16 protein-coding genes and 2 pseudogenes are annotated in these 21,185 nt (G+C 67.2%); 11 read left to right on the forward strand and 7 right to left on the reverse strand.

Going from position 1 to position 21,185, the window contains the following annotated elements:
• Nucleotides 1-7: 7 nt before the first annotated feature.
• The 3 genes from ACZ5TO_RS06690 (at nucleotide 8) to ACZ5TO_RS06700 (ending at nucleotide 4,086) form a co-directional block, all read left to right on the forward strand.
• Nucleotides 8-1,141, forward strand: a complete 1,134-nt coding sequence (locus ACZ5TO_RS06690; protein WP_464799967.1) for a Gfo/Idh/MocA family protein — start codon at nucleotides 8-10, stop codon at nucleotides 1,139-1,141.
• Nucleotides 1,142-1,360: 219 nt separating this feature from the next.
• Nucleotides 1,361-2,392, forward strand: coding sequence for an L-glyceraldehyde 3-phosphate reductase (gene mgrA / locus ACZ5TO_RS06695; RefSeq protein ID WP_184139739.1), 1,032 nt, complete (start codon nucleotides 1,361-1,363; stop codon nucleotides 2,390-2,392).
• Nucleotides 2,393-2,475: 83 nt separating this feature from the next.
• Nucleotides 2,476-4,086 (forward strand): glycoside hydrolase family 43 protein, encoded by a 1,611-nt coding sequence (locus ACZ5TO_RS06700; protein ID WP_464799968.1) that lies wholly within the window; start codon nucleotides 2,476-2,478, stop codon nucleotides 4,084-4,086.
• Here the strand turns inward: ACZ5TO_RS06700 and zigA are convergent, their stop codons facing one another.
• Together zigA and znuA are read right to left on the reverse strand one after the other, a co-directional pair.
• Complete coding sequence (gene zigA, locus ACZ5TO_RS06705; protein ID WP_464799969.1) at nucleotides 4,087-5,292, reverse strand: zinc metallochaperone GTPase ZigA; 1,206 nt, start codon at nucleotides 5,290-5,292, stop codon at nucleotides 4,087-4,089. It abuts the gene before it with no gap.
• 398 nt (nucleotides 5,293-5,690) lie between these two features.
• The gene (znuA, locus tag ACZ5TO_RS06710; RefSeq protein WP_464799970.1) at nucleotides 5,691-6,701 is read right to left on the reverse strand and encodes a zinc ABC transporter substrate-binding protein ZnuA; all 1,011 of its coding nucleotides are present in this window, start codon (nucleotides 6,699-6,701) and stop codon (nucleotides 5,691-5,693) included.
• A gap of 100 nt (nucleotides 6,702-6,801) precedes the next feature.
• Here znuA and ACZ5TO_RS06715 point away from each other — a divergent pair.
• From ACZ5TO_RS06715 to ACZ5TO_RS06725, 3 genes and pseudogenes are all read left to right on the forward strand, one after another.
• Nucleotides 6,802-7,695, forward strand: a pseudogene (locus ACZ5TO_RS06715) (ATP-binding cassette domain-containing protein); the annotation flags it as partial.
• A gap of 33 nt (nucleotides 7,696-7,728) precedes the next feature.
• On the forward strand, nucleotides 7,729-8,559 hold the full coding sequence (locus ACZ5TO_RS06720; protein WP_464800342.1) for a metal ABC transporter permease: 831 nt from the start codon (nucleotides 7,729-7,731) through the stop codon (nucleotides 8,557-8,559).
• Nucleotides 8,556-8,951 (forward strand): Fur family transcriptional regulator, encoded by a 396-nt coding sequence (locus tag ACZ5TO_RS06725; RefSeq protein ID WP_464799971.1) that lies wholly within the window; start codon nucleotides 8,556-8,558, stop codon nucleotides 8,949-8,951. The genes ACZ5TO_RS06720 and ACZ5TO_RS06725 overlap by 4 nt, the downstream gene beginning before the upstream one ends.
• A gap of 2 nt (nucleotides 8,952-8,953) precedes the next feature.
• Here ACZ5TO_RS06725 and ACZ5TO_RS06730 read toward each other — a convergent pair whose 3' ends face one another.
• A complete protein-coding gene (locus tag ACZ5TO_RS06730; protein ID WP_464799972.1) occupies nucleotides 8,954-9,484 on the reverse strand; it encodes a gamma carbonic anhydrase family protein in 531 nt (176 codons plus the stop codon).
• A gap of 106 nt (nucleotides 9,485-9,590) precedes the next feature.
• Here ACZ5TO_RS06730 and dusA point away from each other — a divergent pair, with 106 nt between their 5' ends.
• Both dusA and ACZ5TO_RS06740 read left to right on the forward strand, forming a co-directional pair.
• The gene (dusA, locus tag ACZ5TO_RS06735) at nucleotides 9,591-10,667 is read left to right on the forward strand and encodes a tRNA dihydrouridine(20/20a) synthase DusA (RefSeq protein ID WP_464799973.1); all 1,077 of its coding nucleotides are present in this window, start codon (nucleotides 9,591-9,593) and stop codon (nucleotides 10,665-10,667) included.
• Between the two features lie 78 nt (nucleotides 10,668-10,745).
• Nucleotides 10,746-11,366 carry a J domain-containing protein gene (locus tag ACZ5TO_RS06740; protein WP_464799974.1) on the forward strand — a complete coding sequence of 207 codons (621 nt, stop codon included), beginning with the start codon at nucleotides 10,746-10,748 and terminating at the stop codon, nucleotides 11,364-11,366.
• Nucleotides 11,367-11,388: 22 nt separating this feature from the next.
• On the opposite strand, the gene uvrB is transcribed toward ACZ5TO_RS06740, so the two are convergent.
• Together uvrB and ACZ5TO_RS06750 are read right to left on the reverse strand one after the other, a co-directional pair.
• Complete coding sequence (uvrB, locus tag ACZ5TO_RS06745) at nucleotides 11,389-14,400, reverse strand: excinuclease ABC subunit UvrB (protein ID WP_464799975.1); 3,012 nt, start codon at nucleotides 14,398-14,400, stop codon at nucleotides 11,389-11,391.
• A gap of 80 nt (nucleotides 14,401-14,480) precedes the next feature.
• Nucleotides 14,481-15,386, reverse strand: coding sequence for a LysR family transcriptional regulator (locus ACZ5TO_RS06750; RefSeq protein WP_464799976.1), 906 nt, complete (start codon nucleotides 15,384-15,386; stop codon nucleotides 14,481-14,483).
• Nucleotides 15,387-15,474: 88 nt separating this feature from the next.
• Here ACZ5TO_RS06750 and ACZ5TO_RS06755 point away from each other — a divergent pair.
• Nucleotides 15,475-16,062: pseudogene (locus tag ACZ5TO_RS06755) on the forward strand (NAD(P)H-dependent oxidoreductase).
• Between the two features lie 3 nt (nucleotides 16,063-16,065).
• Here the strand turns inward: ACZ5TO_RS06755 and ACZ5TO_RS06760 are convergent.
• A complete protein-coding gene (locus ACZ5TO_RS06760; protein ID WP_464799977.1) occupies nucleotides 16,066-18,063 on the reverse strand; it encodes a putative bifunctional diguanylate cyclase/phosphodiesterase in 1,998 nt (665 codons plus the stop codon).
• A gap of 172 nt (nucleotides 18,064-18,235) precedes the next feature.
• On the opposite strand from ACZ5TO_RS06760, the gene ACZ5TO_RS06765 reads away from it, so the two are divergent.
• Nucleotides 18,236-18,589 (forward strand): DMT family protein, encoded by a 354-nt coding sequence (locus ACZ5TO_RS06765; RefSeq protein WP_184139675.1) that lies wholly within the window; start codon nucleotides 18,236-18,238, stop codon nucleotides 18,587-18,589.
• 8 nt (nucleotides 18,590-18,597) lie between these two features.
• Here the strand turns inward: ACZ5TO_RS06765 and ACZ5TO_RS06770 are convergent, their stop codons facing one another.
• A complete protein-coding gene (locus ACZ5TO_RS06770) occupies nucleotides 18,598-18,984 on the reverse strand; it encodes an acyl-CoA thioesterase (protein WP_184139673.1) in 387 nt (128 codons plus the stop codon).
• 197 nt (nucleotides 18,985-19,181) lie between these two features.
• On the opposite strand from ACZ5TO_RS06770, the gene ACZ5TO_RS06775 reads away from it, so the two are divergent.
• The gene (locus ACZ5TO_RS06775) at nucleotides 19,182-21,002 is read left to right on the forward strand and encodes a methyl-accepting chemotaxis protein (protein ID WP_184139671.1); all 1,821 of its coding nucleotides are present in this window, start codon (nucleotides 19,182-19,184) and stop codon (nucleotides 21,000-21,002) included.
• The last annotated feature ends 183 nt before the right edge of the window (nucleotides 21,003-21,185 follow it).

Here is a 21,185-nt window from a genome sequence, read left to right on the forward strand (position 1 = left end):
GACCGTCATGAGCAAGGAATACGGAGTCGGCATCATCGGCTGCGGCAATATTTCGGGCGCTTACTTCAAGCTGATCCCGATGTTCAGGAATCTGAAGCTCGTCGCCTGCGCCGATATCAATCCCGCGGCTTCCAAGGCGCGATCCGAGGAGTTCGGCGTCCCGGCCGAGGAGATCGATGAGCTGCTCGCCAACCCGGCGGTCGACGTGGTGGTCAACCTGACGGTGCCGGAGGCGCATTACCCGGTCTCGAAGAAGGCGCTCGAAGCCGGCAAGCACGTCTATTCGGAAAAGCCCTTCGTGCTCTCGCTGGAGCAGGGCGAGGACCTGCGCCGCATCGCCGACGCGAGGGGCCTGAAGGTCGGCTCTGCGCCGGATACCTATCTCGGCGGCGCGCACCAGTTCGTGCGCCACCTCATCGACAGCGGCAGGGTCGGCAAGATCATGTCGGGCACGGCCCATGTGCTGGGGCCGGGCATGGAGAGCTGGCATCCGAACCCGGACTTCTTCTTCGCGCCCGGCGGCGGGCCGATCCTCGACATGGGCCCCTACTACGTCAACAACCTCGTCAACCTCGTCGGCCCGGTGAAGCGCGTCGTGGCGCTCGCCAACAAGGCGCGCGAGGCGCGGGTGATCGGCAACGGCCCGCGCCAGGGCGAGGCGGTGCCGGTGAGCGTCGCGACGAACATCCACGCCATTCTCGAATTTGTCAGCGGCGCGCAGGTGGCGCTGATGGCGAGCTGGGACGTCTGGGCGCACCGCCACCAGAACATGGAGCTTTACGGCACCGAGGGCGCCGTCTTCGTGCCGGATCCGAATTTCTTCGGCGGCACGGTCGAGGTCGCCGGCAACGACCGGGAGCCGAAGGAAGTCGAGGTCTGGGACCATCCGCTGACGGCGCGGAACTACGAGTTCGACTGGGGCACGCAGGCCAACTACCGCGGCATCGGCCTTGCCGACATGATGGAGGCCGTGACCACCGGCCGCGACTACCGCTGCTCGCTCGACCGCTCGCTGCACACGATCGACGTCCTGACGGCGATCCTGCGCTCGGCGGAGGAGGGCAGGGCCGTGGATATCGTGACCACCTGCACCCAGCCGGCGGCGCTCGGCATCGAGGAGGCGCGGGCGCTGCTTCGGTAGGGGAAGGGAAAGCCCCTCATCCCGCTGCCGCGACCTTCTCCCCGCAAGCGGGGCGAAGGGATATGCCGTGCCGGTTTCCCGAATCTCGAACATCGCGTGGGGCGAGTCCCCTCTCCCCGCTTGCGGGGAGAGGGTTAGGGTGAGGGGCAATTCCCCCTTGTGAATACCAGCATGAGAGCGCTATGCAGGCGCAACCCGAGTACAGCAAAGGAAGACACCATGGCCTGGCAGCCGGCGGAAAACCGTTACGATACGATGACCTATAACCGCGTGGGGCGCTCCGGCCTGAAGCTGCCGGCGATCTCGCTGGGGCTGTGGCACAATTTCGGCGACGACACGCCGCACGAGCGCAAGGTCGACATGTGCCGCACGGCCTTCGACCTCGGCATCACCCATTTCGACCTCGCCAACAACTACGGCCCGCCGCCCGGCTCGGCCGAGATCGCCTTCGGGGAGATCCTGCGCACCGATTTCCGGGACCTGCGCGACGAGCTGATCATCTCCTCCAAGGCCGGCTACAACATGTGGCAGGGGCCCTATGGCGAATGGGGCAGCCGCAAGTACCTGATCGCCTCCTGCGACCAGAGCCTCAAGCGCATGGGCCTCGACTATGTCGACATCTTCTATTCGCACCGCTTCGACCCGGACACGCCGCTGGAAGAGACCTGCGCCGCGCTCGACCATATCGTGCGCTCCGGCCGGGCGCTCTATGTCGGCATCTCCTCCTACAATTCGCAGCGCACCCGTGAGGCCGCGGCGATCCTGAAGGACCTCGGCACGCCCTGCCTCATCCACCAGCCGAGCTATTCCATGCTCAACCGCTGGATCGAGACGGACGGCCTCGTCGACACGCTGGAAGAGCTCGGCATCGGCTCCATAGTCTTCTCGCCGCTGGCGCAGGGCATGCTGACGGCAAAATATCTCGGCGGCATTCCGGGTGATAGCCGCGCGGCGCTGAACCACTTCCTCAAGAAGGACTTCATCCGTCCGGAGATCATCGACAATATCCGCAAGCTCAACGGGATCGCCGAGAAGCGCGGCCAGACGCTGGCGCAGATGGCCATCTCCTGGGTGCTGCGCGGCGGGCGCATCACCTCCGCCCTGATCGGCGCCAGCCGCTCGGCGCAGATCGTCGATTGCGTCAAGGCGCTGGAGAAGCGGGACTTCACGGCGGAAGAGCTGGCCGAGATCGACCGCTACAGCGAGGGCGCGGACATCAACCTGTGGAAGCGCTCCGCCGAGCTCGATTAATTTCAGGGCCGCCCGGGCGAAAGGTTCGGGCGGCTTTTTTCGATACGCATCTGACGTACGTGCATCATTCTTGGGAGGAACCGATGATCCGCAACCCGATCCTGCCGGGCTTCAACCCGGACCCCTCGATCTGCCGGGTGGGCGAGGACTACTACATCGCCACCTCCACCTTCGAATGGTATCCGGGCGTGCAGATCCACCATTCGCGCGACCTCGTGAACTGGCGGCTGGTCAAGCGGCCGCTGGAGCGAAAGAGCCAGCTCGACATGCGCGGCAATCCGGACAGCTGCGGCGTCTGGGCGCCGTGCCTCTCCTATGCCGACGGGCAGTTCTGGCTAGTCTATACGGACGTCAAGCGCTTCGACGGCAATTTCAAGGACGCGCACAACTACATCGTCACGGCCTCCGCCGTGGACGGCGAGTGGTCCGATCCGGTCTATGTCAATTCCTCCGGCTTCGACCCCTCGCTCTTCCATGACGAGGACGGCCGCAAATGGTTCCTCAACATGCAGTGGAACCACCGGCCGGAGAACCATACGGGCGCCGCGCACAATGCCTTCGACGGCATCCTGCTTCAGGAATGGGATGCGAAGGAAAAACGCCTCGTCGGCCCGGTGAAGAATATCTTCGCCGGCAGCCGGCAGGGGCTGGTGGAGGGGCCGCATCTCTTCCGCCGCAATGGCTGGTACTATCTCACCACGGCCGAGGGCGGCACGGGCTACGACCATGTCGTGACCATGGCGCGCTCCCGCACCATCGACGGTCCCTACGAGATGCATCCGGACATCCACCTCATCACGGCGAAGGATCATCCGGAAGCGCTGCTCCAGCGGGCGGGGCACGGGCAATATGTCGAGACGCCGGCGGGCGAGGCCTATCACACCCATCTTTGCGGCCGCCCGCTGCCGCCGCAGCGCCGCTGCACGCTGGGCCGCGAGACGGCGTTGCAGAAATGTGTCTGGCGCGACGACGGCTGGCTCTATCTGGAGCACGGCTCGCCCGTGCCGGAAGTAGAGGTTCCCGCGCCGGACGGTGCAGCGACGGCCGAAAAGCCGCAAAGCGTTTCCTGCGCTTTCTCCGAAGGGAGCTTGCCGGCCGATTTCCAGTGGCTGCGCACGCCGGAGCCGGAGCGCATCTTCTCGCTTTCGGCCCGGCCGGGACATCTGAGGCTCTTCGGGCGCGAGAGCATCGGAAGCTGGTTCGAGCAGGCGCTGGTGGCGCGCCGGCAGGAGCATCACGATTTTCGTGCCGAAACGACGGTCGAGGCGGCGCCGGAGGTCTACCAGCAGGTCGCCGGGCTCACCCATTACTACAACCGCTACAAGTTCCATGCGCTCGGCCTCACCATGCACGAGACGCTCGGCCGCGTGCTGACGATCCTCTCCTGCCCCGGCGACTACCCGGACGGCAGCCTGACGTTCCCCGTCGGCAGCGGCGTTGCCGTAGGCGAGGGGCCGCTGGAGCTGGCGGCGGAGGTGCGCGGCAACGATCTCCGCTTCTTCTGGCGCCCGGCCGGAGCCAGTGACTGGCAGGCGATCGGCCCGGTGCTGGATGCCGGCGTCGTCTCCGACGAGGGCGGGCGGGGCGAGCACGGCTCCTTCACCGGCGCCTTCGTCGGCATGTTCGCCTTCGATATCACCGGGCGCGCGGCTCCTGCGGATTTTGCGCGCTTCGCCTATACCGCGCTTTCCTGATCAGCCGGCCTGGCGGATCCACAGCGGGAAGGGGTCCGGCAGGTTCGCCCAGCGGGCCGGCTCGAAGGCCTCGTCCTCGACGAGGCAGGCATCGAGCCGGCGGCGGATGTCGGCCTCCTCCATCGGGTCCGTGCCGATGAAGACGAGCTCCTGCCGCCGGTCGCCCCAGACCGGATCGCAACTGCGGGCGATGGCCTCGCGCGCCGCCTCGTCCTCAGGCCAGTGCCGCTCGGGCACGGCGGCCCACCAGAGGCCGAGCCGCCCGCTTCTGACGAGCGCGCCCGCCTGGCTCACCTCGCCGACATGGTGCGGGCGGGTCGCCAGCCAGAAGAAGCCCTTGGCGCGGATGACGCCCGGCCAGCTCTCGTCGAGAAAGGCCTTGAAGCGGGCGGGGTGAAACGGTTTTCGCGCGCGGTAGACGAAGGAGCGGATGCCGTATTCCTCGGTCTCCGGCACATGGTCCCTGAAACCGTGCAGTTCCTTGAACCAGAGCGGATGCTCGCTCGCCTTCTCAAAATCGAAGCGGCCGGTGCCGAGGATATCGGCAAGCTCGATACAGCCGTAGTCCGTCTCGATCACGCGGGCGGCGGCGTTGAGGCCGGCGACGATCTGCCGGGCGGCAAGAAGATCGGCGGGACTGGCCGCGCCCGCCTTGTTGAGCACCACCACGTCGGCAAACTCGATCTGCTCGACCAGCAGTTCCACCAGCGTGCGCGTGTCGCCTTCGCCGGTCGTCTCACCGCGCTCGGCGAGGAAATCCTGCGAGCCGTAGTCCCTGAGGAGGTTCGCCGCGTCCACCACCGTCACCATCGTGTCGAGGCGGGCGACATCCGACAGGCTGCGGCCGTCCTCGTCGCGGAAGTCGAAGGTGGCGGCAACGGGCAGCGGCTCGGAAATGCCGCTCGATTCGATCAGCAGGTAGTCGAAGCGGTCCATCTCGGCGAGGCGGCGCACCTCGGTGAGGAGATCGTCGCGCAGCGTGCAGCAGATGCAGCCGTTCGTCATCTCCACGAGCTGCTCGCCGGTGCGCGACAGGTCCGCCCCGCCCTCGCGGATGAGCGCGGCGTCGATGTTCACCTCGCTCATGTCGTTGACGATGACGGCGACGCGCAGGCCGCTGCGGTTGGTGAGCACATGGTTCAGCACCGTCGTCTTGCCGGCGCCGAGAAAGCCGGAAAGGACGGTGACGGGGAGGCGGTTGTCCATGTTGGCTGGCCTTTAATGTTATATCATTTCATTGATGGGGCTGAAGAAAGCGGGATGGTTCCCGCCTTTGTCCTATGGGATTGGCAAATTTCCGCCGTCAGGCGGCTTCTCGCTTTGTCTCGCGCTGCGCCTCGTCTTGTGCCGCTCGCCTTGTGCTGCGCCGCGCCTTGTACAGTGACTCTTCTTGTGTCGTATCTTGTCTTACGCCGTGCCCCTCCTCCTTCGTCATCCTCGGGCTTGACCCGAGGATCCATGCCGCACCCGGGGCTGTGGATGCTCGGGTCAAGCCCGAGCATGACGAAAGAGAGGTAGGAGCAAGCGATAGCGGAGAGGTGCCTGTCGGCGAGGTGGAGGATGGTTGGTTGACCTGTCATTCCACTCCGACCTCCCCTCACGCCTCAGCCAGCCCCGCCGAGGCAATCGCGCAGCGACGTGGCGATGCCCTTCATCAGGGTGAAGTAGAGGTCCGGGCCGGGGTCGAGCGTGGCGGCTTCGGGGTCGAGCGTGCCGGATTTGGCGGACGTTCCCTCGATCACCACGTTGACAAGCTTCGGCTCGAACTGCGGCTCGGCGAAGACGCAGGTGGCGCCAAGGGCCTTCACCTTGTCATGGATCTGCGTCAGACGCGCGGCGCCGGGCAGCGTCTCCGGGCTGACGGTGATGGAGCCGGCGGCGTGCACGCCGTAGCGGTGCTCGAAATACTGGTAGGCGTCGTGGAAGACGATGAAAGGCTTGTCCTTCACCGGCGCGACGGTCTCCGCGATCTCCGTGTCGAGTGCGGCGAGGCGGTCGTTGAGGCCGGCAAGGTTCTTGTTGTAGGCCTCGGCATTGCCCGGGTCCTTTTCCGCAAGCACCTTGGCGACCTCGGCGGCGATGGCGCGCGCATTGTCGGCGCTCAGCCACAGATGCATGTCGTATTCGCCGTGCTCGTGATCGTGGTCTTCCTCCGCCTTCGCGGCGTGATCGTGGCCGTCCTCGTCATGGGCGCGCTCCTCGTGGGCATGGTCGTGGCCTTCCTCGCCCTCATGCACATGCGGCTCGAAGGGGCCGCCCTCGCGGAAGGGCAGCTTTTCGAGGCCCGGCGTGTCGTCGAGTTCCACGACCGTCGCCTTGCCGCCGAGCGTTTCCAGCGGCTTTTCCAAAAACGCCTCCAGCCCGTGGCCGACCCAGAAGACGACGTCCGCATCCTGCAAGGCCGCCGCATTGGACGGCTTCAGCGAATAGGTATGCGGCGAGGCGGCGCCTTCCACGATGAGCTTCGGCTCGCCGACCCCCTGCATGATCGCGGCCACCAGCGAATGGATGGGCTTGATCGAGACGACCACGTCCGGCACCTCGGCCCGGGCGACGACGGTGCCGGCGGCAAGGAGCGCGGTGGAAAGGAGGAGGGCGCGTACGGTGTTCTGCATGGGGATCTCCGTCTTGAATATGAATGTAATGTTATTACATCAATTGCGTTATGCTATAACGTGTGCCATAGCTGGTGGCAACAGGCTTTCGGAAAAAATGATGCTGCAGACCCCGACCAAGACCATTTCGCCGCTCGTCTCGCTTGCGGGCGTCGGCGTGCGCCGCCAGGGCCGCTGGCTCGTGCGCGGCGTGGAATTCTCCATCGCCCCCGGCGAGATCGTCACGCTGATCGGCCCCAACGGCTCCGGCAAGTCGACCACCGCCAAGGCGGCGATCGGCGTTCTCAAGGCGGACGAAGGCCGGGTGGAGCGCAAGGCGGGCCTCAAGGTCGGCTACGTGCCGCAGAAGCTTGCCGTCGACTGGACCATGCCGCTCACCGTCGACCGGCTGATGACGCTGACCGCGCCGTTGAAGGGGGCGGAGATCGACGCGGCGCTGGAGGCGACCGGCATCCGCCATCTTGCCCGCGCGGAGGTGCAGCACCTTTCCGGCGGCGAGTTCCAGCGCGCGCTGCTCGCCCGCGCCATCGCCCGCAAGCCCGACCTTCTCGTGCTCGACGAGCCGGTGCAGGGCGTCGATTTTTCCGGCGAGATCGCGCTTTACGACCTCATCAAGACCATCCGCAACACGACCGGATGCGGCATCCTGCTGATCTCGCACGACCTTCATGTCGTGATGGCCGAGACGGACACCGTCATCTGCCTCAACGGGCATGTGTGCTGCCGCGGCACGCCGGAGACCGTCAGCCAGAGCCCGGAATATCTGCGCCTCTTCGGCGCGCGGGCCGGCCAGACGCTTGCCTTCTACAACCACCATCACGACCATACGCACCTGCCGGACGGCCGCGTGCTGCATGCCGACGGCTCGATCACCAGCGATTGCCGGCCGGACGACGGCCACCACGGCGATATCCTGCCGAGCGGCGGCAAGGCGGGGCCGATGCGCATCGTCCATACGCCCGGGCCGAACTGCGCCTGCGGCCACGATCACGGCCCGGCGCCCGCCGCCGGCGAAGGGAGCGGCGCGATGCTTGACGATTTCTTCCTGCGCGCGCTCGTCGCCGGCGTCGGCCTTGCGCTCACCACCGGCCCGCTCGGCTGCTTCGTCGTCTGGCGGCGCATGGCCTATTTCGGCGACACGATGGCGCATTCGGCGCTGCTCGGCGTCGCGCTGTCGCTGCTGATGAGCTTCAATCTCCTCATCAGCGTCTTTGCCGTGGCCGCCACGGTCTCCATCCTGCTGCTGCTGCTCCAGAAGCGCGGCACGCTCTCCACCGATGCGCTGCTCGGCATCCTCTCCCATGCGACGCTCGCCATCGGCCTCGTCATCGTCTCCTTCATGACCTGGGTGCGGATCGACCTCGTCGGCTTCCTGTTCGGCGATATCCTCGCCGTCTCGCGCGCCGACGTGGACCTCGTCTGGGGCGGGGGCATCCTCGTGCTCTTCGCCATCGTCTGGATGTGGCGGCCGCTGATCGCCTCCACCGTGAATCCCGAACTGGCGGAGGCCGAGGGCCTGCAGCCGGAACGGGCGCGGCTCGCCTTCATGCTGTTGATGGCGCTCGTCATCGCCATCTCCATGAAGATCGTCGGCATCCTCCTGATCACCTCGCTCCTGATCATCCCGGCCGCGACGGCCCGGCGTTTTTCCACGAGCCCGGAGGTCATGGCCGTCCTTGCATCCCTCATCGGGGCGCTCGCCGTCATCGGCGGGCTCTTCGGTTCCCTGAAATTCGACACGCCCTCCGGTCCCTCGATCGTGGTCGCAGCGCTCGGCCTCTTCATCCTGAGCCTGCTGACCAGGCCGAGGACGGGCGGGGCGGAGCATCCGGCGGCAAGCCAGAAAGGTCCCGCATGACCACGCAACAGTTGACGCGCAACCAGGGCCTCGTCTTCGACGTGCTGTCGCATTCCGACGGCCCGCTCAGCGCCTATTCCATCCTCGACAAGCTGCGCGACAGCGGGTTCCGCGCGCCCTTGCAGGTCTACCGGGCGCTGGACAAGCTGCTGGAATTCGGCCTCGTGCACCGGCTTGAAAGCATCAACGCCTTCGTCGCCTGCGCCCATCCGGAAGAGGATTGCCACGCGCACGGCCTCACCGCCTTCACGATCTGCGAGACCTGCGGCAAGGTGACGGAGTTCCACGACCATGTGATCGAGGAACGGCTGAGGGGCTTTGCCCGCGACCGCAACTTCAAGACCGGCAAGACGACGATCGAGATCCGGGGCACCTGTGCGGGCTGTGCCTGATTTCAGGCGAGAGGCTTCAGCCCCTTCTTGAAGCGCTGCCAGTTGCGCACGTAGCTTTCGGCCGAGCGCTTCAGGCCTTCGATGGCCTCATCGTCCAGCGTGCGGATGGCCTTGGCCGGCGAGCCGACGATCAGCGAATTGTCCGGGAAGACCCTTCCTTCCGTCACCAGCGCATTGGCGCCGACGAGGCAGTTTTTGCCGATCACCGCGCCGTTCAGCACCGTCGCGCCCATGCCGACCAATGAATTGTCGCCGATGGTGCAGCCGTGGACGATGGCGCCGTGGCCGATGGTGCAGCCCTCGCCGATGACCACCGGCCGGCCGGGATCGGTGTGCACGACGACGCCCTCCTGGATGTTCGAGCGCGCGCCGACGATGATCGGCTCGTTGTCGCCGCGCAGCGTGGCGCCGAACCAGATGCCGACATCCTCGCCGAGGATCACCTTGCCGATGACATTGGCGTCGGGCGCCACCCAGTAGCGGTCCTCGGCGGGCAGCGTCGGCACCCGGTCGTCAAGGGCATAAAGCGGCATCGGCATCCTCCGGCGGTTCGAGTCTTGCCGCACTCTAGCACCCATCCGCGGCGGCGGGGAAAGGCCGAGGGTGGTTTTTCCGACGCGCATGGAGTATGAGCCGGCCATGACAACGAGAGGCACATTCTACCGGCAGGCCGTGGAGACGGGGGCGAAGATCTTCGCCACCGCGCCGATGATCGACTGGTCCGACCGGCACTACCGAGTCTTCGCGCGCCAGCTCACGAAGAACGCGCTGCTCTTCACCGAGATGATCGTCGCCGACGCGATCCTGCGCGGCAACCGCGACCGGCTGCTCGGTTTCGATGCGGTGGAACGGCCGGTGGCGCTCCAGCTCGGCGGCAACGATCCGCAAAAGCTCGCCGAGGCGGCGCGGATCGGCGAGGGCTTCGGCTATGCCGAGATCAGCCTCAATGTCGGCTGCCCCTCGGACCGGGTGCAATCCGGCACCTTCGGCGCCTGCCTGATGCGCGAGCCGCAGCTCGTCGCCGATTGCGTGGCGGCGATGAAGGCGGCGGTCGCCATCCCCGTCACCGTGAAATGCCGCATCGGCGTCGACGACCAGGACCCGGAGGTGGCGCTGCGCGACCTCGTCTCCCGCGTTTCGGCCGCCGGCACGGATGCCGTCTGGGTCCACGCGCGCAAAGCCTGGCTGCAGGGGCTTTCGCCGAAGGAGAACCGCGACATCCCGCCGCTCGACTACGGACTCGTGCGTCGGCTGAAGGCGGAGAACCCCGCTCTTTTCATCGGCCTCAACGGCGGGCTTCACACATTGAGCGATGCCGTCCGCGAGATGGACGGCCTCGACGGCGTCATGCTCGGGCGGGCCGCCTACCAGGACAGCGGTATCCTGACGGGCGTGGACGCCCTTTTCCCCCATCCGCTTTCCCCCGAAGGAAAGCCCTCCGGCGCCGCCATCGACCCGCGGGACCTCCCGTTCGATCGCTGGGAGGCGGTGCGGGAGGCGATGGTCGCCTATGCGGCGGACGTCGTCGCCAGGGGCGGGCGGGTGGCGCATGTGACGCGGCACATGATCGGGCTCTTCCAGGGTTTTCCGGGCGCGCGGCGCTACCGGCAGATTCTGTCGGGCGATGCGACGAAGCCGGGGGCGGGGGCGGAGGTTATCGTGGCGGCCTTCGCGGCGGTGCTCGCTGCACGGGCCGAGGCCACGGCGGCGGAATAGCGCTTTCTGTGCATCGCCCCGGCGCGACCACAATTTCGTCCCCTCGGGGTCCGAGAGTTTGCTAGAACCGACGACGCAATGCAGGAAGACAAGACAGGTGGCCGCGTGATCGATCCCTACGCCATGCTTGGAATAGAGCGCGATGCCGACGACAGCGCGGTGAAGACCGCCTATCGCAAGGCCGCCAAAGGCATGCATCCCGATTCAGGGGGCGACGCCGACCAGTTCGCCCGCCTGCAGGCCTGCTACGACCTGCTGCGCGATCCCGTGCGTCGCAAGGTCTTCGACGACACCGGCTTCGACCCGCAGCTCGCCGACCCGCGCGACCTCAAGGGCCTGATGCTGCTCGAACCGCTCGTCAACGACGTCATCCTCGACGAGCGCGAGCCCGGCAGCTTCGACCCGCTCGCCGCCATGCGCCGCAAGCTCTCCGACGATATCGTCAAGAGCCGCTTCCACATCCTGGAGCTCGAACGCCACCGCAACCGCGTGCGCCAGCACATCGACCGCCTCGGCCGCAAGGCCGGCACGGATTTCCTAGGCTCCATGCTGCGCGCCCGCTCGCAGTCGATCACCGAGGCGATCCGCAACGCCGAAGGCCAGATTCAGGCCATCGAGCAGGCCTACGCCATGCTGGAAGGCTATTCCTACGAACTGGCCGCCGCGCTGGAGCCGGTGAAAGGCGAAGCGGCGGAGTAGGCCGCCTGCACCGCCGGGATGTTTACTGTCCCGGGCGCCCTGTCTTGCCCTTGGTGCGCCCCTTGCGCTTGGCTTCCGCCGGATCTTCGTAACTTCCTACACCGATTTTCTCCCGGCGAACCGGCTTCGGTTCATCGGGCAGGGGCGCTGTGCGTTTCTTGGTGGAGAGGGTTTCGTCCGGGCGGTCGGGGAGGGCGCCGGTGACGGGTTTTTCGGTGCGGCCGACGGTCATTTCGTCGAGGGTGTTTCGGCGGAAGAGGGATTTGCCGGCCGGGGTGGCGATGTCGCGGCCCATCTCGTCAAGGTCGGGCTTGCGGAAGAGCGGGCGTTCGGTGTCGGTGCCCGGGCCCATGTCGTCGAGCGAGGGTTTGGCAAAATAGCTTTTGCCATTCTCTTCTGTGCTCACGGCCGTACCGCCCTTCGGGCTGGCCTCCGCACGGGGCGCCGGACGACCGGCGGCGGCCGCTTGGCCTTGCGGCTTCGCCGGGCTTTTGCCCTTTCCTCCACCTTCCTGTGCCCGCGCTTCGTCGCGCGCCATCGGGTCGTCCATGACGGCGAGTTCGGCGGCCTTGAGGCGCTTGATCTCGTCGCGGATGCGGGCGGCTGCCTCGAAGTCGAGGTCGGCGGCGGCGTCGCGCATCTGCTTTTCGAGCGCCTCGAGATGGGCCTTGAGGTTGTTGCCGACGAGGTGGCCGGCGTCGGCAAAGCCCTTGCCGGAGACGCCGGAAATGTCGGCGCGGACGTGGTCGCGCTCGTAGACCGAGTCGAGGATGTCGGAGATCTTCGCCTTCACCGATTCCGGGGTGATGCCGTGCGCCTCGTTGTAGGCGACCTGCTTTTCACGGCGGCGGGTCGTCTCGTCCATGGCGCGCTGCATGGAGCCGGTGATCTGGTCGGCATAGAGGATGACCTTGCCGTCGACGTTTCGCGCCGCACGGCCGATGGTCTGGACGAGCGAGGTTTCCGAACGGAGGAACCCTTCCTTGTCGGCGTCGAGGATGGCGACGAAGCCGCATTCGGGAATGTCGAGGCCCTCGCGCAAGAGGTTGATGCCGACGAGGACGTCGAAGGCGCCGAGGCGCAGGTCCCGGATGATCTCGATGCGCTCCAGCGTGTCGATGTCCGAGTGCATGTAGCGCACGCGCACGCCCTGCTCGTGCAGGTATTCGGTGAGGTCCTCGGCCATGCGCTTGGTGAGCACGGTGACGAGGGTGCGGTAGCCGGCCTGCGCGGTCTCGCGGATCTCGCCCAGCACGTCGTCCACCTGGCTTTTCGCCGGGCGCACCTCGACCGGCGGGTCGATGAGGCCGGTCGGGCGGATGACCTGCTCGGCGAAGACGCCGCCGGACTGTTCCAGTTCCCAGCCGCCGGGCGTCGCCGAGACGGCGACCGTGTCCGGGCGCATGGCGTCCCATTCCTCGAAGCGCAGCGGGCGGTTGTCCATGCAGGAGGGCAGGCGGAAGCCGTATTCGGCCAGCGTCGCCTTGCGGCGGAAGTCGCCGCGATACATGGCGCCGATCTGCGGGATGGTGACGTGGCTTTCGTCGATGAAGATCAGTGCGTTGTCCGGCACGTATTCGAAAAGGGTCGGCGGCGGCTCGCCGGGGCGGCGGCCGGTGAGGTAGCGCGAATAGTTCTCGATGCCGGCGCAGGAGCCGGTGGCCTCCAGCATTTCGAGGTCGTAGCGCGTGCGCTGCTCGAGGCGCTGCGCCTCCAGAAGGCGGCCGGCCTTCTCCAGCTCGGTGAGGCGGTGCTTCAGCTCCTCGCGGATGCCCTTGATGGCGCCGTTGAGGGTGGGGCGCGGGGTGACGTAGTGGCTGTTGGCGTAGATTTTTACCGACTTCAGGTCGCCGGTCTTCTGGCCGGTCAGCGGGTCGAATTCGGTGATGGCGTCGATCTCGTCGCCGAACATGGAGATGCGCCAGGCGGCATCCTCAAGGTGGGCCGGGAAAATCTCGATGGTGTCGCCGCGCACGCGGAAGGAGCCGCGCTGGAAATCCATTTCGCGGCGCTTGTACTGCTGGGCGACGAGGTCGGCGAGGAGCTGGCGCTGGTCGAGCCGGTCGCCCACCTCCATCTGGAAGGTCATGGCCGTGTAGGTCTCGACCGAGCCGATACCGTAGATGCAGGAGACCGAGGCGACGATGATACAGTCGTCGCGCTCCAGCAGCGAGCGCGTTGCGGAGTGGCGCATGCGGTCGATCTGCTCGTTGATCGAGGATTCCTTCTCGATATAGGTGTCCGAGCGCGGGACGTAGGCCTCCGGCTGGTAGTAGTCGTAGTAGGAGACGAAATATTCGACCGCGTTCTCCGGGAAGAAGTTCTTGAACTCGGAATAGAGCTGCGCGGCCAGCGTCTTGTTCGGCGCGAGGATGACGGCGGGGCGCTGCGTCTCCTCGATCACCTTGGCCATGGTGAAGGTCTTGCCCGAGCCGGTGACGCCGAGCAGGACCTGGCTGCGCTCGCCGGAATTGAGGCCTTCGACGAGGTCGCGGATGGCGGTCGGCTGGTCGCCGGCCGGCTTGTAGTCGCTGATCATGCGGATCGGGATGCCGCCTTCGGACTTCTCCGGCCGGGCGGGGCGGTGCGGCGTCCAGAGCTTGCCGTCCTTGAAGAGCGGGTTGCCGCTTTCGATGAGCTTCGACAGGGCCTCCACGGTGGCGGTGACGCCGGACCCCTTCTCCAGCGCGGCGGCGTCCTCCAGCGAGACGTCGAGGCCGGAGACCGGGTTGAGGCCGGCGGCGGCGCGCGTCTTCGGGTCGGACGAGCCGCCGATGGAGACGCCGCGGGAGGTTTTCGAGACCGTGACCTGCTCGGCGTGGCGGCGCGCGGCGTTCTCCACCGTCTTGCGGTGCTTGCCGGCCTTGGAGGCGACCTCGCGGCGGCTTTCGACGCTTGCGGCTTCCGCCTCGGCTTCGAGCTGCTTCACCCAGTCGGAGACGCTGCCCGAGAGCGGTTCGCCCTCGAAGGGCGATTGCGGGGCTTCCTCGAAACCGGGGTTCGGGGCGGGGGATTTCTTCGGAGATCTGGCCATGCGGGGAATATGGAGAGAGTCACCGCGAAAGGGAAGGGGGAGGGAGTACAAAAGGGAAACGAATTTGCACGCGGCCGGTCCTAGGAAAGGCCGGCGAATATCGCCCGCAGCTCTCCCGCCACATGCTGCACGGCGCGGTCCCTGTCGCGCCGGCGGTGCCAGGCGAGATGCAGCGGAAAACCCGGCACAGGAATGGGCGGCGGGAGGATGTCGAAGCGGTCGCTGGCATCGGGCGGCAGGCAATGGCTCGGCGTCATGGCGATGAGGTCACCGTCCTCCAGCAGCGGCGGCACCATCAGGAAGCTCGGCACGACGATGCCGATGCGGCGCGTGCGACCGAGGGCCGCGAGCCGGTCGTCGAGGTCGGAGCGGGTGTCGCCGCGGCCCGAGACGAGGACATGCGGATAGGCGAGCCAGCGGTCGAGGCAGAAGCCTTCTACGGCGGGGTGGCCCTTGCGCATGGCGACGACGTAGTGCTCCTCCAGCAGCGTTTCGCGGTGGAAGGCGGCCTCGTCTATCGTCGGAAAGACGGAGAGCACGATGTCGCTGGCGCCACGGGCGAGGGATTCGAGCGCGGCCGGAGCGCCGTGCCAGGGCTGGATGACCAGGTCGATGCCGGGCGCGGTGCGGGCGAGCGCCCTGTGCAGCGGGCCGGCGATGACGATGCCGGGATGATCGGCGGTGACGATGCGCACGGTCCGGCGGATTTCGGAAAGGGGTTCCTCCGGCGCATCGACGACGGCGGCGATGCCGGCGAGCAGGGCCTTCAGCGGATCGCGCAGGGCTTCGGCCTTCGGCGTCAGGCGCATGCCGCCCTTGCCGCGCTCCAGCAGGGGATCGTCGAAGAGGTGGCGGCAGCGGTCGAGCGCGCTGGACGTCGCCGGCTGGGAGAGGTTCAGCCGGGCGGCGGCGCGCGAGACATGCGCCTCGTCCAGCAGCGCATCCAGCACGACGAGGAGGTTGAGGTCGATCGATCTTAAATTCATGAGATCGATAATTGCATATATCGATCATCGATTGGAATGATTTTGTCGCTCCGGGCATCCTGTGCGCATCGACACAGGAGACGATGCCATGAGCAAGACGCTGATCCTTCTCTTCCATTCCGGCCCCAACCGATCGCGCGCAAACGCGGCGCTGGCGGCGGCCGCCGCCCGCCTGCCGGGCGTCGAGGTGGCGGATATCCACGCGCTCTATCCGGACGGGCGGATCGATATCGACCGGGAGGTCGCCCGGCTGCTTTCCGCCGACCGGATCGTGTTCCAGTTCCCGATCCAGTGGTACTCGGCCCCGCCGGTCCTGAAGGCGTGAGAGAACGCGGTGCTGACGCGCATGTACTACCTCGCCTACGAGACCGAGGGCCGGCTGCTGGAGGGCAGGCCGCTGCTGGTCGCCGCGACGGCCGGCAACGTGCCCGAAGCCTACGGGCCGGGCGGCGCCAACGCGTTCACCATGGCCGAGCTGCTGCGCCCGCTGGAGGCGACCGCCCGACGCTGCGGCCTGCTCTGGCAGGCGCCGTTCCTCCTCTTCCGGGCCGACAGGCTCGACGACCTCGCCCTGCACGACGCGGCGCGGGACTATGCGGCCCTTCTCGAGGAATGGCGCAGGGCGGGCGAGCCGGCGGAGGACCCGCGGCGCTACCTCGTGGAGGCATGGGGATAGGGGTCAGGCGCCGTCGGACGCCGGATTGACGGTGCGGGCGTGCCGCTCGAGCCATTTCGGGATATCGGCGGCCGGCATGGGGCGGGCGAAGTGATAGCCCTGCGCGTGGCGACAGCCGAGCATGCGCAGGATCTCCGCCTCCTCGCGCGTCTCGACCCCTTCCACGACGATGTCGATGGACAGCGCATGGCCGATGCCGATGAGGGCGGAGATCAGCGCCTGGTTTTCGCGGCTCGTGGCGATGCCGGTGACGAAGCTGCGGTCGATCTTCAGCCGGTCGATACGCAGGCTCACCAGATAGGCGAGGGAGGAATGGCCCATGCCGAAATCGTCGACGGCGAGGCGGAAGCCGGCCGCGCCCAGCCGGGCGAGTTCGGCGCCGGCGGCCTGCGTGTCGAGCGTCGCCTCCTCCGTTATCTCGATCTCCATCAATCCGGGCGAGACGCCGTGCCTGTCGGCGATGGCGACCAGCAGGCGCGAAAGCGTATCGCCGGAGAACTCCCGCGGCGAGACGTTCACGGCGACGGCCGCCTGCGGCAGGCCGAGGCGGGGCAGGCTGCGCAGGAGCTCGGCGGCGCGGGTCGCCACATAGCCGGTCAGCTCGGTGGAGATATGCAGGGCATGGGCGGCCCGCACGATGTCCGGCGGGCTGACGGCGCCGAGCTGCGGATGCGTCCAGCGCAGCAGCGCCTCGAAACCCGTGACGCGGCCGGTGGCGAGCTCCACCTGCGGCTGGAAGAAGACCTGGAGGGCGCGCGTCTCGATGGCTTCCGTCAGGGTCGCCTCGATGAGGCGCTGGCGCTCGATGCGTGCCTTCAGCTCCGGATTGAACAGGCCGAGCCGCCGCCGCCCGCCTTCCTTCGCCGCATAGAGCGCGATGTCGGCGCTGGCGAAGAGGTCGTCGGCCGTCTCGCCGTGCTGGGGATAAAGGGCAAGGCCGGCACTGGCGCCGACGGTGACCGGCCGGTCGCCGATGAAGACGGGATCGCCGGCGAGCCGCACGATGCCTTCGCCGATCCAGCGGCCGCGCGCCTCGGCCGCGCCGCCTTCCACGATGACGGCGAATTCGTCGCCGCCGAGCCGCACGACGGTGTCCGTCGGATCGGTGAGGTCGGCAAGGCGGCGGGCGATCTCGGTGAGCACGATATCGCCCGCACCGTGGCCCATCGTGTCGTTGATGGCCTTGAAGCGGTCGAGGTCGATGGCAAGGAGCGCGAGCGGGCCTGCGTCGGTGCGGTCCGTGTCGAGCAGGCTGCGCAGGCGCTGGTTGAAGAGCGCGCGGTTGCCGAGGCCCGTCAGCGGGTCTCGGTTCGCCAGCGTCGCCAGCTTGTCGTAGGACTGGCGGATCTCGGCATTGGCGTCGGAAAGCGAGGAGGCGAGCGCCACCGCCTTCAGCCGGTCGATCTGGCTGCGGATGAAGCTCGCCTCGCTGAGCTGGCTGGCGCGCAGCATCATGACGGCGAGCAGCACGGCGTCGGCGGCGATGACGAAGGCTTCCGTCGTGCCGGAGACGAGGAGCGAGATGAAGGCGGCGGCGAGCGGCGGGGCCGAGAAGAACAGCGCCGTGCGGGCATAGGCGGTGCTCTGCATCAGCGCGCCCGCGCAGATGCCGCCGATGATGAAGATGAGATAGGGATTGAGGCCGTTGGCGCCGTGCGCCGAGCCGAGGAGGGGCGAGAGGCTCCAGACGAGGCCGCCGGCCAGCGCGCCGAGCGACAGGACGTCGAGCGCGCGCTGCGGGCGTTCCATCGCGCAGTCCATCCGCTGGATGATCCGCACGCCGACATAGCGCGCGAGATTGACCGCGACGACGGCGACCAGCCAGAAGAGGATGCCGGCATTCGGCGTATCGAGCCAGAGAATGGCGGCGGTGGTGGCGGCCAGGAAGCTGTTGGCGACGAGCGACAGCACGATGCCGTCCAGCACGGACAGGGCCTGTGCCGAACGAATCTGTCGTCGTGTCTGTTCGTCCGCCGGCATCAGCCGGGTCGCATCCGTCATTCTCGTTCCCGGCCTTGCGGAAAGGTCGCCGTCGCGGCTTGCGGGCGATGGTGTGGCGGGCGGCATAAGATTGTCTTAACGGGGGATCGCCAGAATCCACTAGGCGGCGGACTTGACGGCGCCGACGGGTCGGCTATGCCGTGGCGTTCTCCTCCACTTTCAGGATTCGCCGATGCCCTTCAGCCTCAACCCCGCGGCCGTCTGGCCGATCGCCATGCTCTGCCTTTCCAACGTCTTCATGACCTTCGCCTGGTACGGGCACCTCAAGTTCAAGGCCGCGCCGCTCTTCGTGGCGGTGCTGGCAAGCTGGGGCATCGCCTTCTTCGAATATTGCCTGGCGGTGCCGGCCAACCGCATCGGCCACGAGGTCTATTCGGCCGCGCAGCTCAAGACCATCCAGGAAGTGATCACGCTTCTCGTCTTCGCGGGCTTTTCCGTGTTCTGGCTGAAGGAGAGCCTGACCTGGAACCATGCCGTCGGCTTCATGCTGATCGCCGCCGGCGCGGCCTTCGTCTTCAAGGGATAGCCGGCGTCCTATTCGACCGGAACGGGGGTCGGGTGCCCCGTCCGGTCGAGCGCCACCATGACGAAGGTGGCGGCGGTCACCTTTTCCAGCGTGGTGGTAAGGTAGCGCTGCGCCCAGGCCTCGACGGTAAGCGTGATCGAGGTGCGGCCGACGCGGGCGATGTCCGTGTAGATGCTGAGCGTGTCGCCGATCTTCACTGGAAGCTCGAAGGCCATCTCCTTGACCGCTGCGGTGACGACGCGGCCGCGGGCGCGCTCTGCCGCGCGGATGCCCGAGGCAAGGTCCATCTGCGCCATGACCCAGCCGCCGAAGATGTCGCCGGCGGCGTTGGCGTCGCCCGGCATGGCGAGCGTGCGAAGGGTGAGCTGTCCGTTGGGGGCTCCGGTATCGGTCATGCGCGTCCTCTCCTTTTTCCTCAGGTCTAGCGGAAGAGCGTCGGGCGAAAAAGGGCCGCGGCGGCGAAAGAACCGGCGTATTTGCGAGTATTTTCAACTTCTAAAAACTGATAGCTGCAATTTTAGATGATTTTAAAGGATTTCCTCGACCTTGGATCACAAGACGCACTGCGCCCGGAAAGATCGAGGAGAGCATGATGAAGAACCTGAGAATATCCACACGTCTATCATTGCTGGTGGCACTGGCATTGACCATCTTCACGGGTGCGCTCGTCTATACGCTCTATCACTACCAGGGCGCGATGGTCGCCGAGCGCAAGTCGAAGCTCGCCGCGATGGACGAGAACATGCTCACGCTCTTCAAGCATTACCAGGAGCTCGAGGCGGCCGGCACGCTGACGCGCGAGGAGGCGCAGACGCGGGCGAAGGATGCCGTGCGGGCGCTGCGCTACGAGGACAACGGCTACTTCTGGATCAACGACATGAACGCCGTGATCGTGATGCATCCGATCAAGCCGGCGCTCGACGGCACCGACCAGTCCGGCATGGCCGACCCGACCGGCAAGCACATCTTCACCGAATTCGTCAAGGCGGTGAAGGGCAGCTCCACCGGGCAGGCCTTCGTCGACTATTACTGGCCGAAGCCGGGCTTCGAGGAGCCGGTGCTGAAATATTCGCATGTCGCGGGCTTTGCGCCCTGGGGCTGGATCGTCGGCACGGGCGTCTATGCGGACGACCTTGCCGCCATGTTCCGCCGCAACGCGATCGAGACGGCGTCGATCCTGGCGATCGGCGCGCTGGCGATCATCCTTGCTGCCTGGGGCATCGTGAAGAGCGTCACCGGCCCGGTCGGGCGCCTCAAGGCCTCCATGCAGGCGATCGCCGAGGAGGACGTGTCGAGCGAGGTGCCGGAGACGGACCGCAAGGACGAGATCGGCGAAATGGCCAAGGTCGTTTCCGTGCTGCGCCAGTCGGTGGCCGAGCGCGCCGAGCTGCGTGAGCGCGAAGGCGAGCAGCAGGCCCGCCTCGACGCCGAGCGCTCGGAAGGCGAGCGGCGCCACCGCGCCGTCAGCCAGAGCCAGACGGATGCCATGCAGACCGTCGGCCAGGCGCTGGAACGGCTCGCCAACGGCGACCTCACCGCCTCCATCGACACGATCGCGCCGGAATATGCCAAGCTGCGCGATGACTTCAACCGCGCGGTCGACGCGCTGGCCGGCGTCATCTCGGCGATCTCCCGCTCGACCGACATCGTGCACGGCAGCGCCTCCGGCATTGCCGAGGCCGCAAACAACCTGTCGCACCGCACCGAGCAGCAGGCCGCCTCGCTGGAGGAGACCGCCGCGGCGCTCGACGAGATCACCGCGACGGTGCGCAACGCTTCCGACCGCGCCGCCGAGGCGAGCCGGATGGTCGCCGAGACGAAGCAGTCGACCGGCCGTTCCGGTACCATCGTGCGCGATGCCGTCGCCGCGATGAGCCGCATCGAGGACGCGTCGAGCCGCATCGGCCAGATCATCGGCGTCATCGACGAGATCGCCTTCCAGACGAACCTGCTCGCGCTCAACGCCGGCGTCGAGGCGGCCCGCGCGGGCGAGGCCGGCCGCGGCTTTGCGGTCGTGGCGCAGGAAGTGCGCGAGCTCGCCCAGCGCTCGGCCAACGCCGCCAAGGAGATCAAGGGCCTCATCAGCAATTCGGCCGCCGAGGTCAGCACGGGCGTGACGCTCGTCCGCTCGACGGGCGATGCGCTCGACGAGATCGAGGCGCTCGTCAACAAGGTGAACGACCAGGTGAACTCGATCGCGACGTCTGCGCGCGAGCAGGCCGTCGGCCTTGCCGAGGTGAACACGGCCGTCAACCAGATGGACCAGATGACCCAGCAGAACGCCGCGATGGTCGAGGAGACCAATGCGGCCGGCCAGACGCTGACGCAGGAAAGCGAGCAGTTGAAGACGCTGCTCGGCAATTTCCGGCTGGACGGGGCAAGTCTGTCGGATCCGCGCCGCCGCGCGGCCTGACCTCACCCGCCTTCGCAGTCCTGAAGCCCCGGCGCCGCAAGCGCCGGGGTTTTTCGTTGGGCGGGAACGCTTCGTTTACCCTGTTGGGGGAAAATATCCGGGAAAAGCAGGCGTTCGCGCCTGCGCCCGGTTTTCGCTGCCGTTCCGTCCGAATGCGGACAAAGGCGGCCCGCACGATGAACC

Source organism: Shinella sp. Sh6 (assembly GCF_055392685.1).

Bases quoted from the DNA above. Each gene is read 5' to 3' on its own strand.
- ACZ5TO_RS06690 (WP_464799967.1), top strand. From the start codon at position 8: ATGAGCAAGGAATACGGAGTCGGCATCATCGGCTGCGGCAATATTTCG.
- mgrA (WP_184139739.1), top strand. From the start codon at position 1,361: ATGGCCTGGCAGCCGGCGGAAAACCGTTACGATACGATGACCTATAAC.
- ACZ5TO_RS06700 (WP_464799968.1), top strand. From the start codon at position 2,476: ATGATCCGCAACCCGATCCTGCCGGGCTTCAACCCGGACCCCTCGATC.
- zigA (WP_464799969.1), bottom strand. From the start codon at position 5,292: ATGGACAACCGCCTCCCCGTCACCGTCCTTTCCGGCTTTCTCGGCGCC.
- znuA (WP_464799970.1), bottom strand. From the start codon at position 6,701: ATGCAGAACACCGTACGCGCCCTCCTCCTTTCCACCGCGCTCCTTGCC.
- ACZ5TO_RS06720 (WP_464800342.1), top strand. From the start codon at position 7,729: ATGCTTGACGATTTCTTCCTGCGCGCGCTCGTCGCCGGCGTCGGCCTT.
- ACZ5TO_RS06725 (WP_464799971.1), top strand. From the start codon at position 8,556: ATGACCACGCAACAGTTGACGCGCAACCAGGGCCTCGTCTTCGACGTG.
- ACZ5TO_RS06730 (WP_464799972.1), bottom strand. From the start codon at position 9,484: ATGCCGCTTTATGCCCTTGACGACCGGGTGCCGACGCTGCCCGCCGAG.
- dusA (WP_464799973.1), top strand. From the start codon at position 9,591: ATGACAACGAGAGGCACATTCTACCGGCAGGCCGTGGAGACGGGGGCG.
- ACZ5TO_RS06740 (WP_464799974.1), top strand. From the start codon at position 10,746: ATGCAGGAAGACAAGACAGGTGGCCGCGTGATCGATCCCTACGCCATG.
- uvrB (WP_464799975.1), bottom strand. From the start codon at position 14,400: ATGGCCAGATCTCCGAAGAAATCCCCCGCCCCGAACCCCGGTTTCGAG.
- ACZ5TO_RS06750 (WP_464799976.1), bottom strand. From the start codon at position 15,386: ATGAATTTAAGATCGATCGACCTCAACCTCCTCGTCGTGCTGGATGCG.
- ACZ5TO_RS06760 (WP_464799977.1), bottom strand. From the start codon at position 18,063: ATGACGGATGCGACCCGGCTGATGCCGGCGGACGAACAGACACGACGA.
- ACZ5TO_RS06765 (WP_184139675.1), top strand. From the start codon at position 18,236: ATGCCCTTCAGCCTCAACCCCGCGGCCGTCTGGCCGATCGCCATGCTC.
- ACZ5TO_RS06770 (WP_184139673.1), bottom strand. From the start codon at position 18,984: ATGACCGATACCGGAGCCCCCAACGGACAGCTCACCCTTCGCACGCTC.
- ACZ5TO_RS06775 (WP_184139671.1), top strand. From the start codon at position 19,182: ATGAAGAACCTGAGAATATCCACACGTCTATCATTGCTGGTGGCACTG.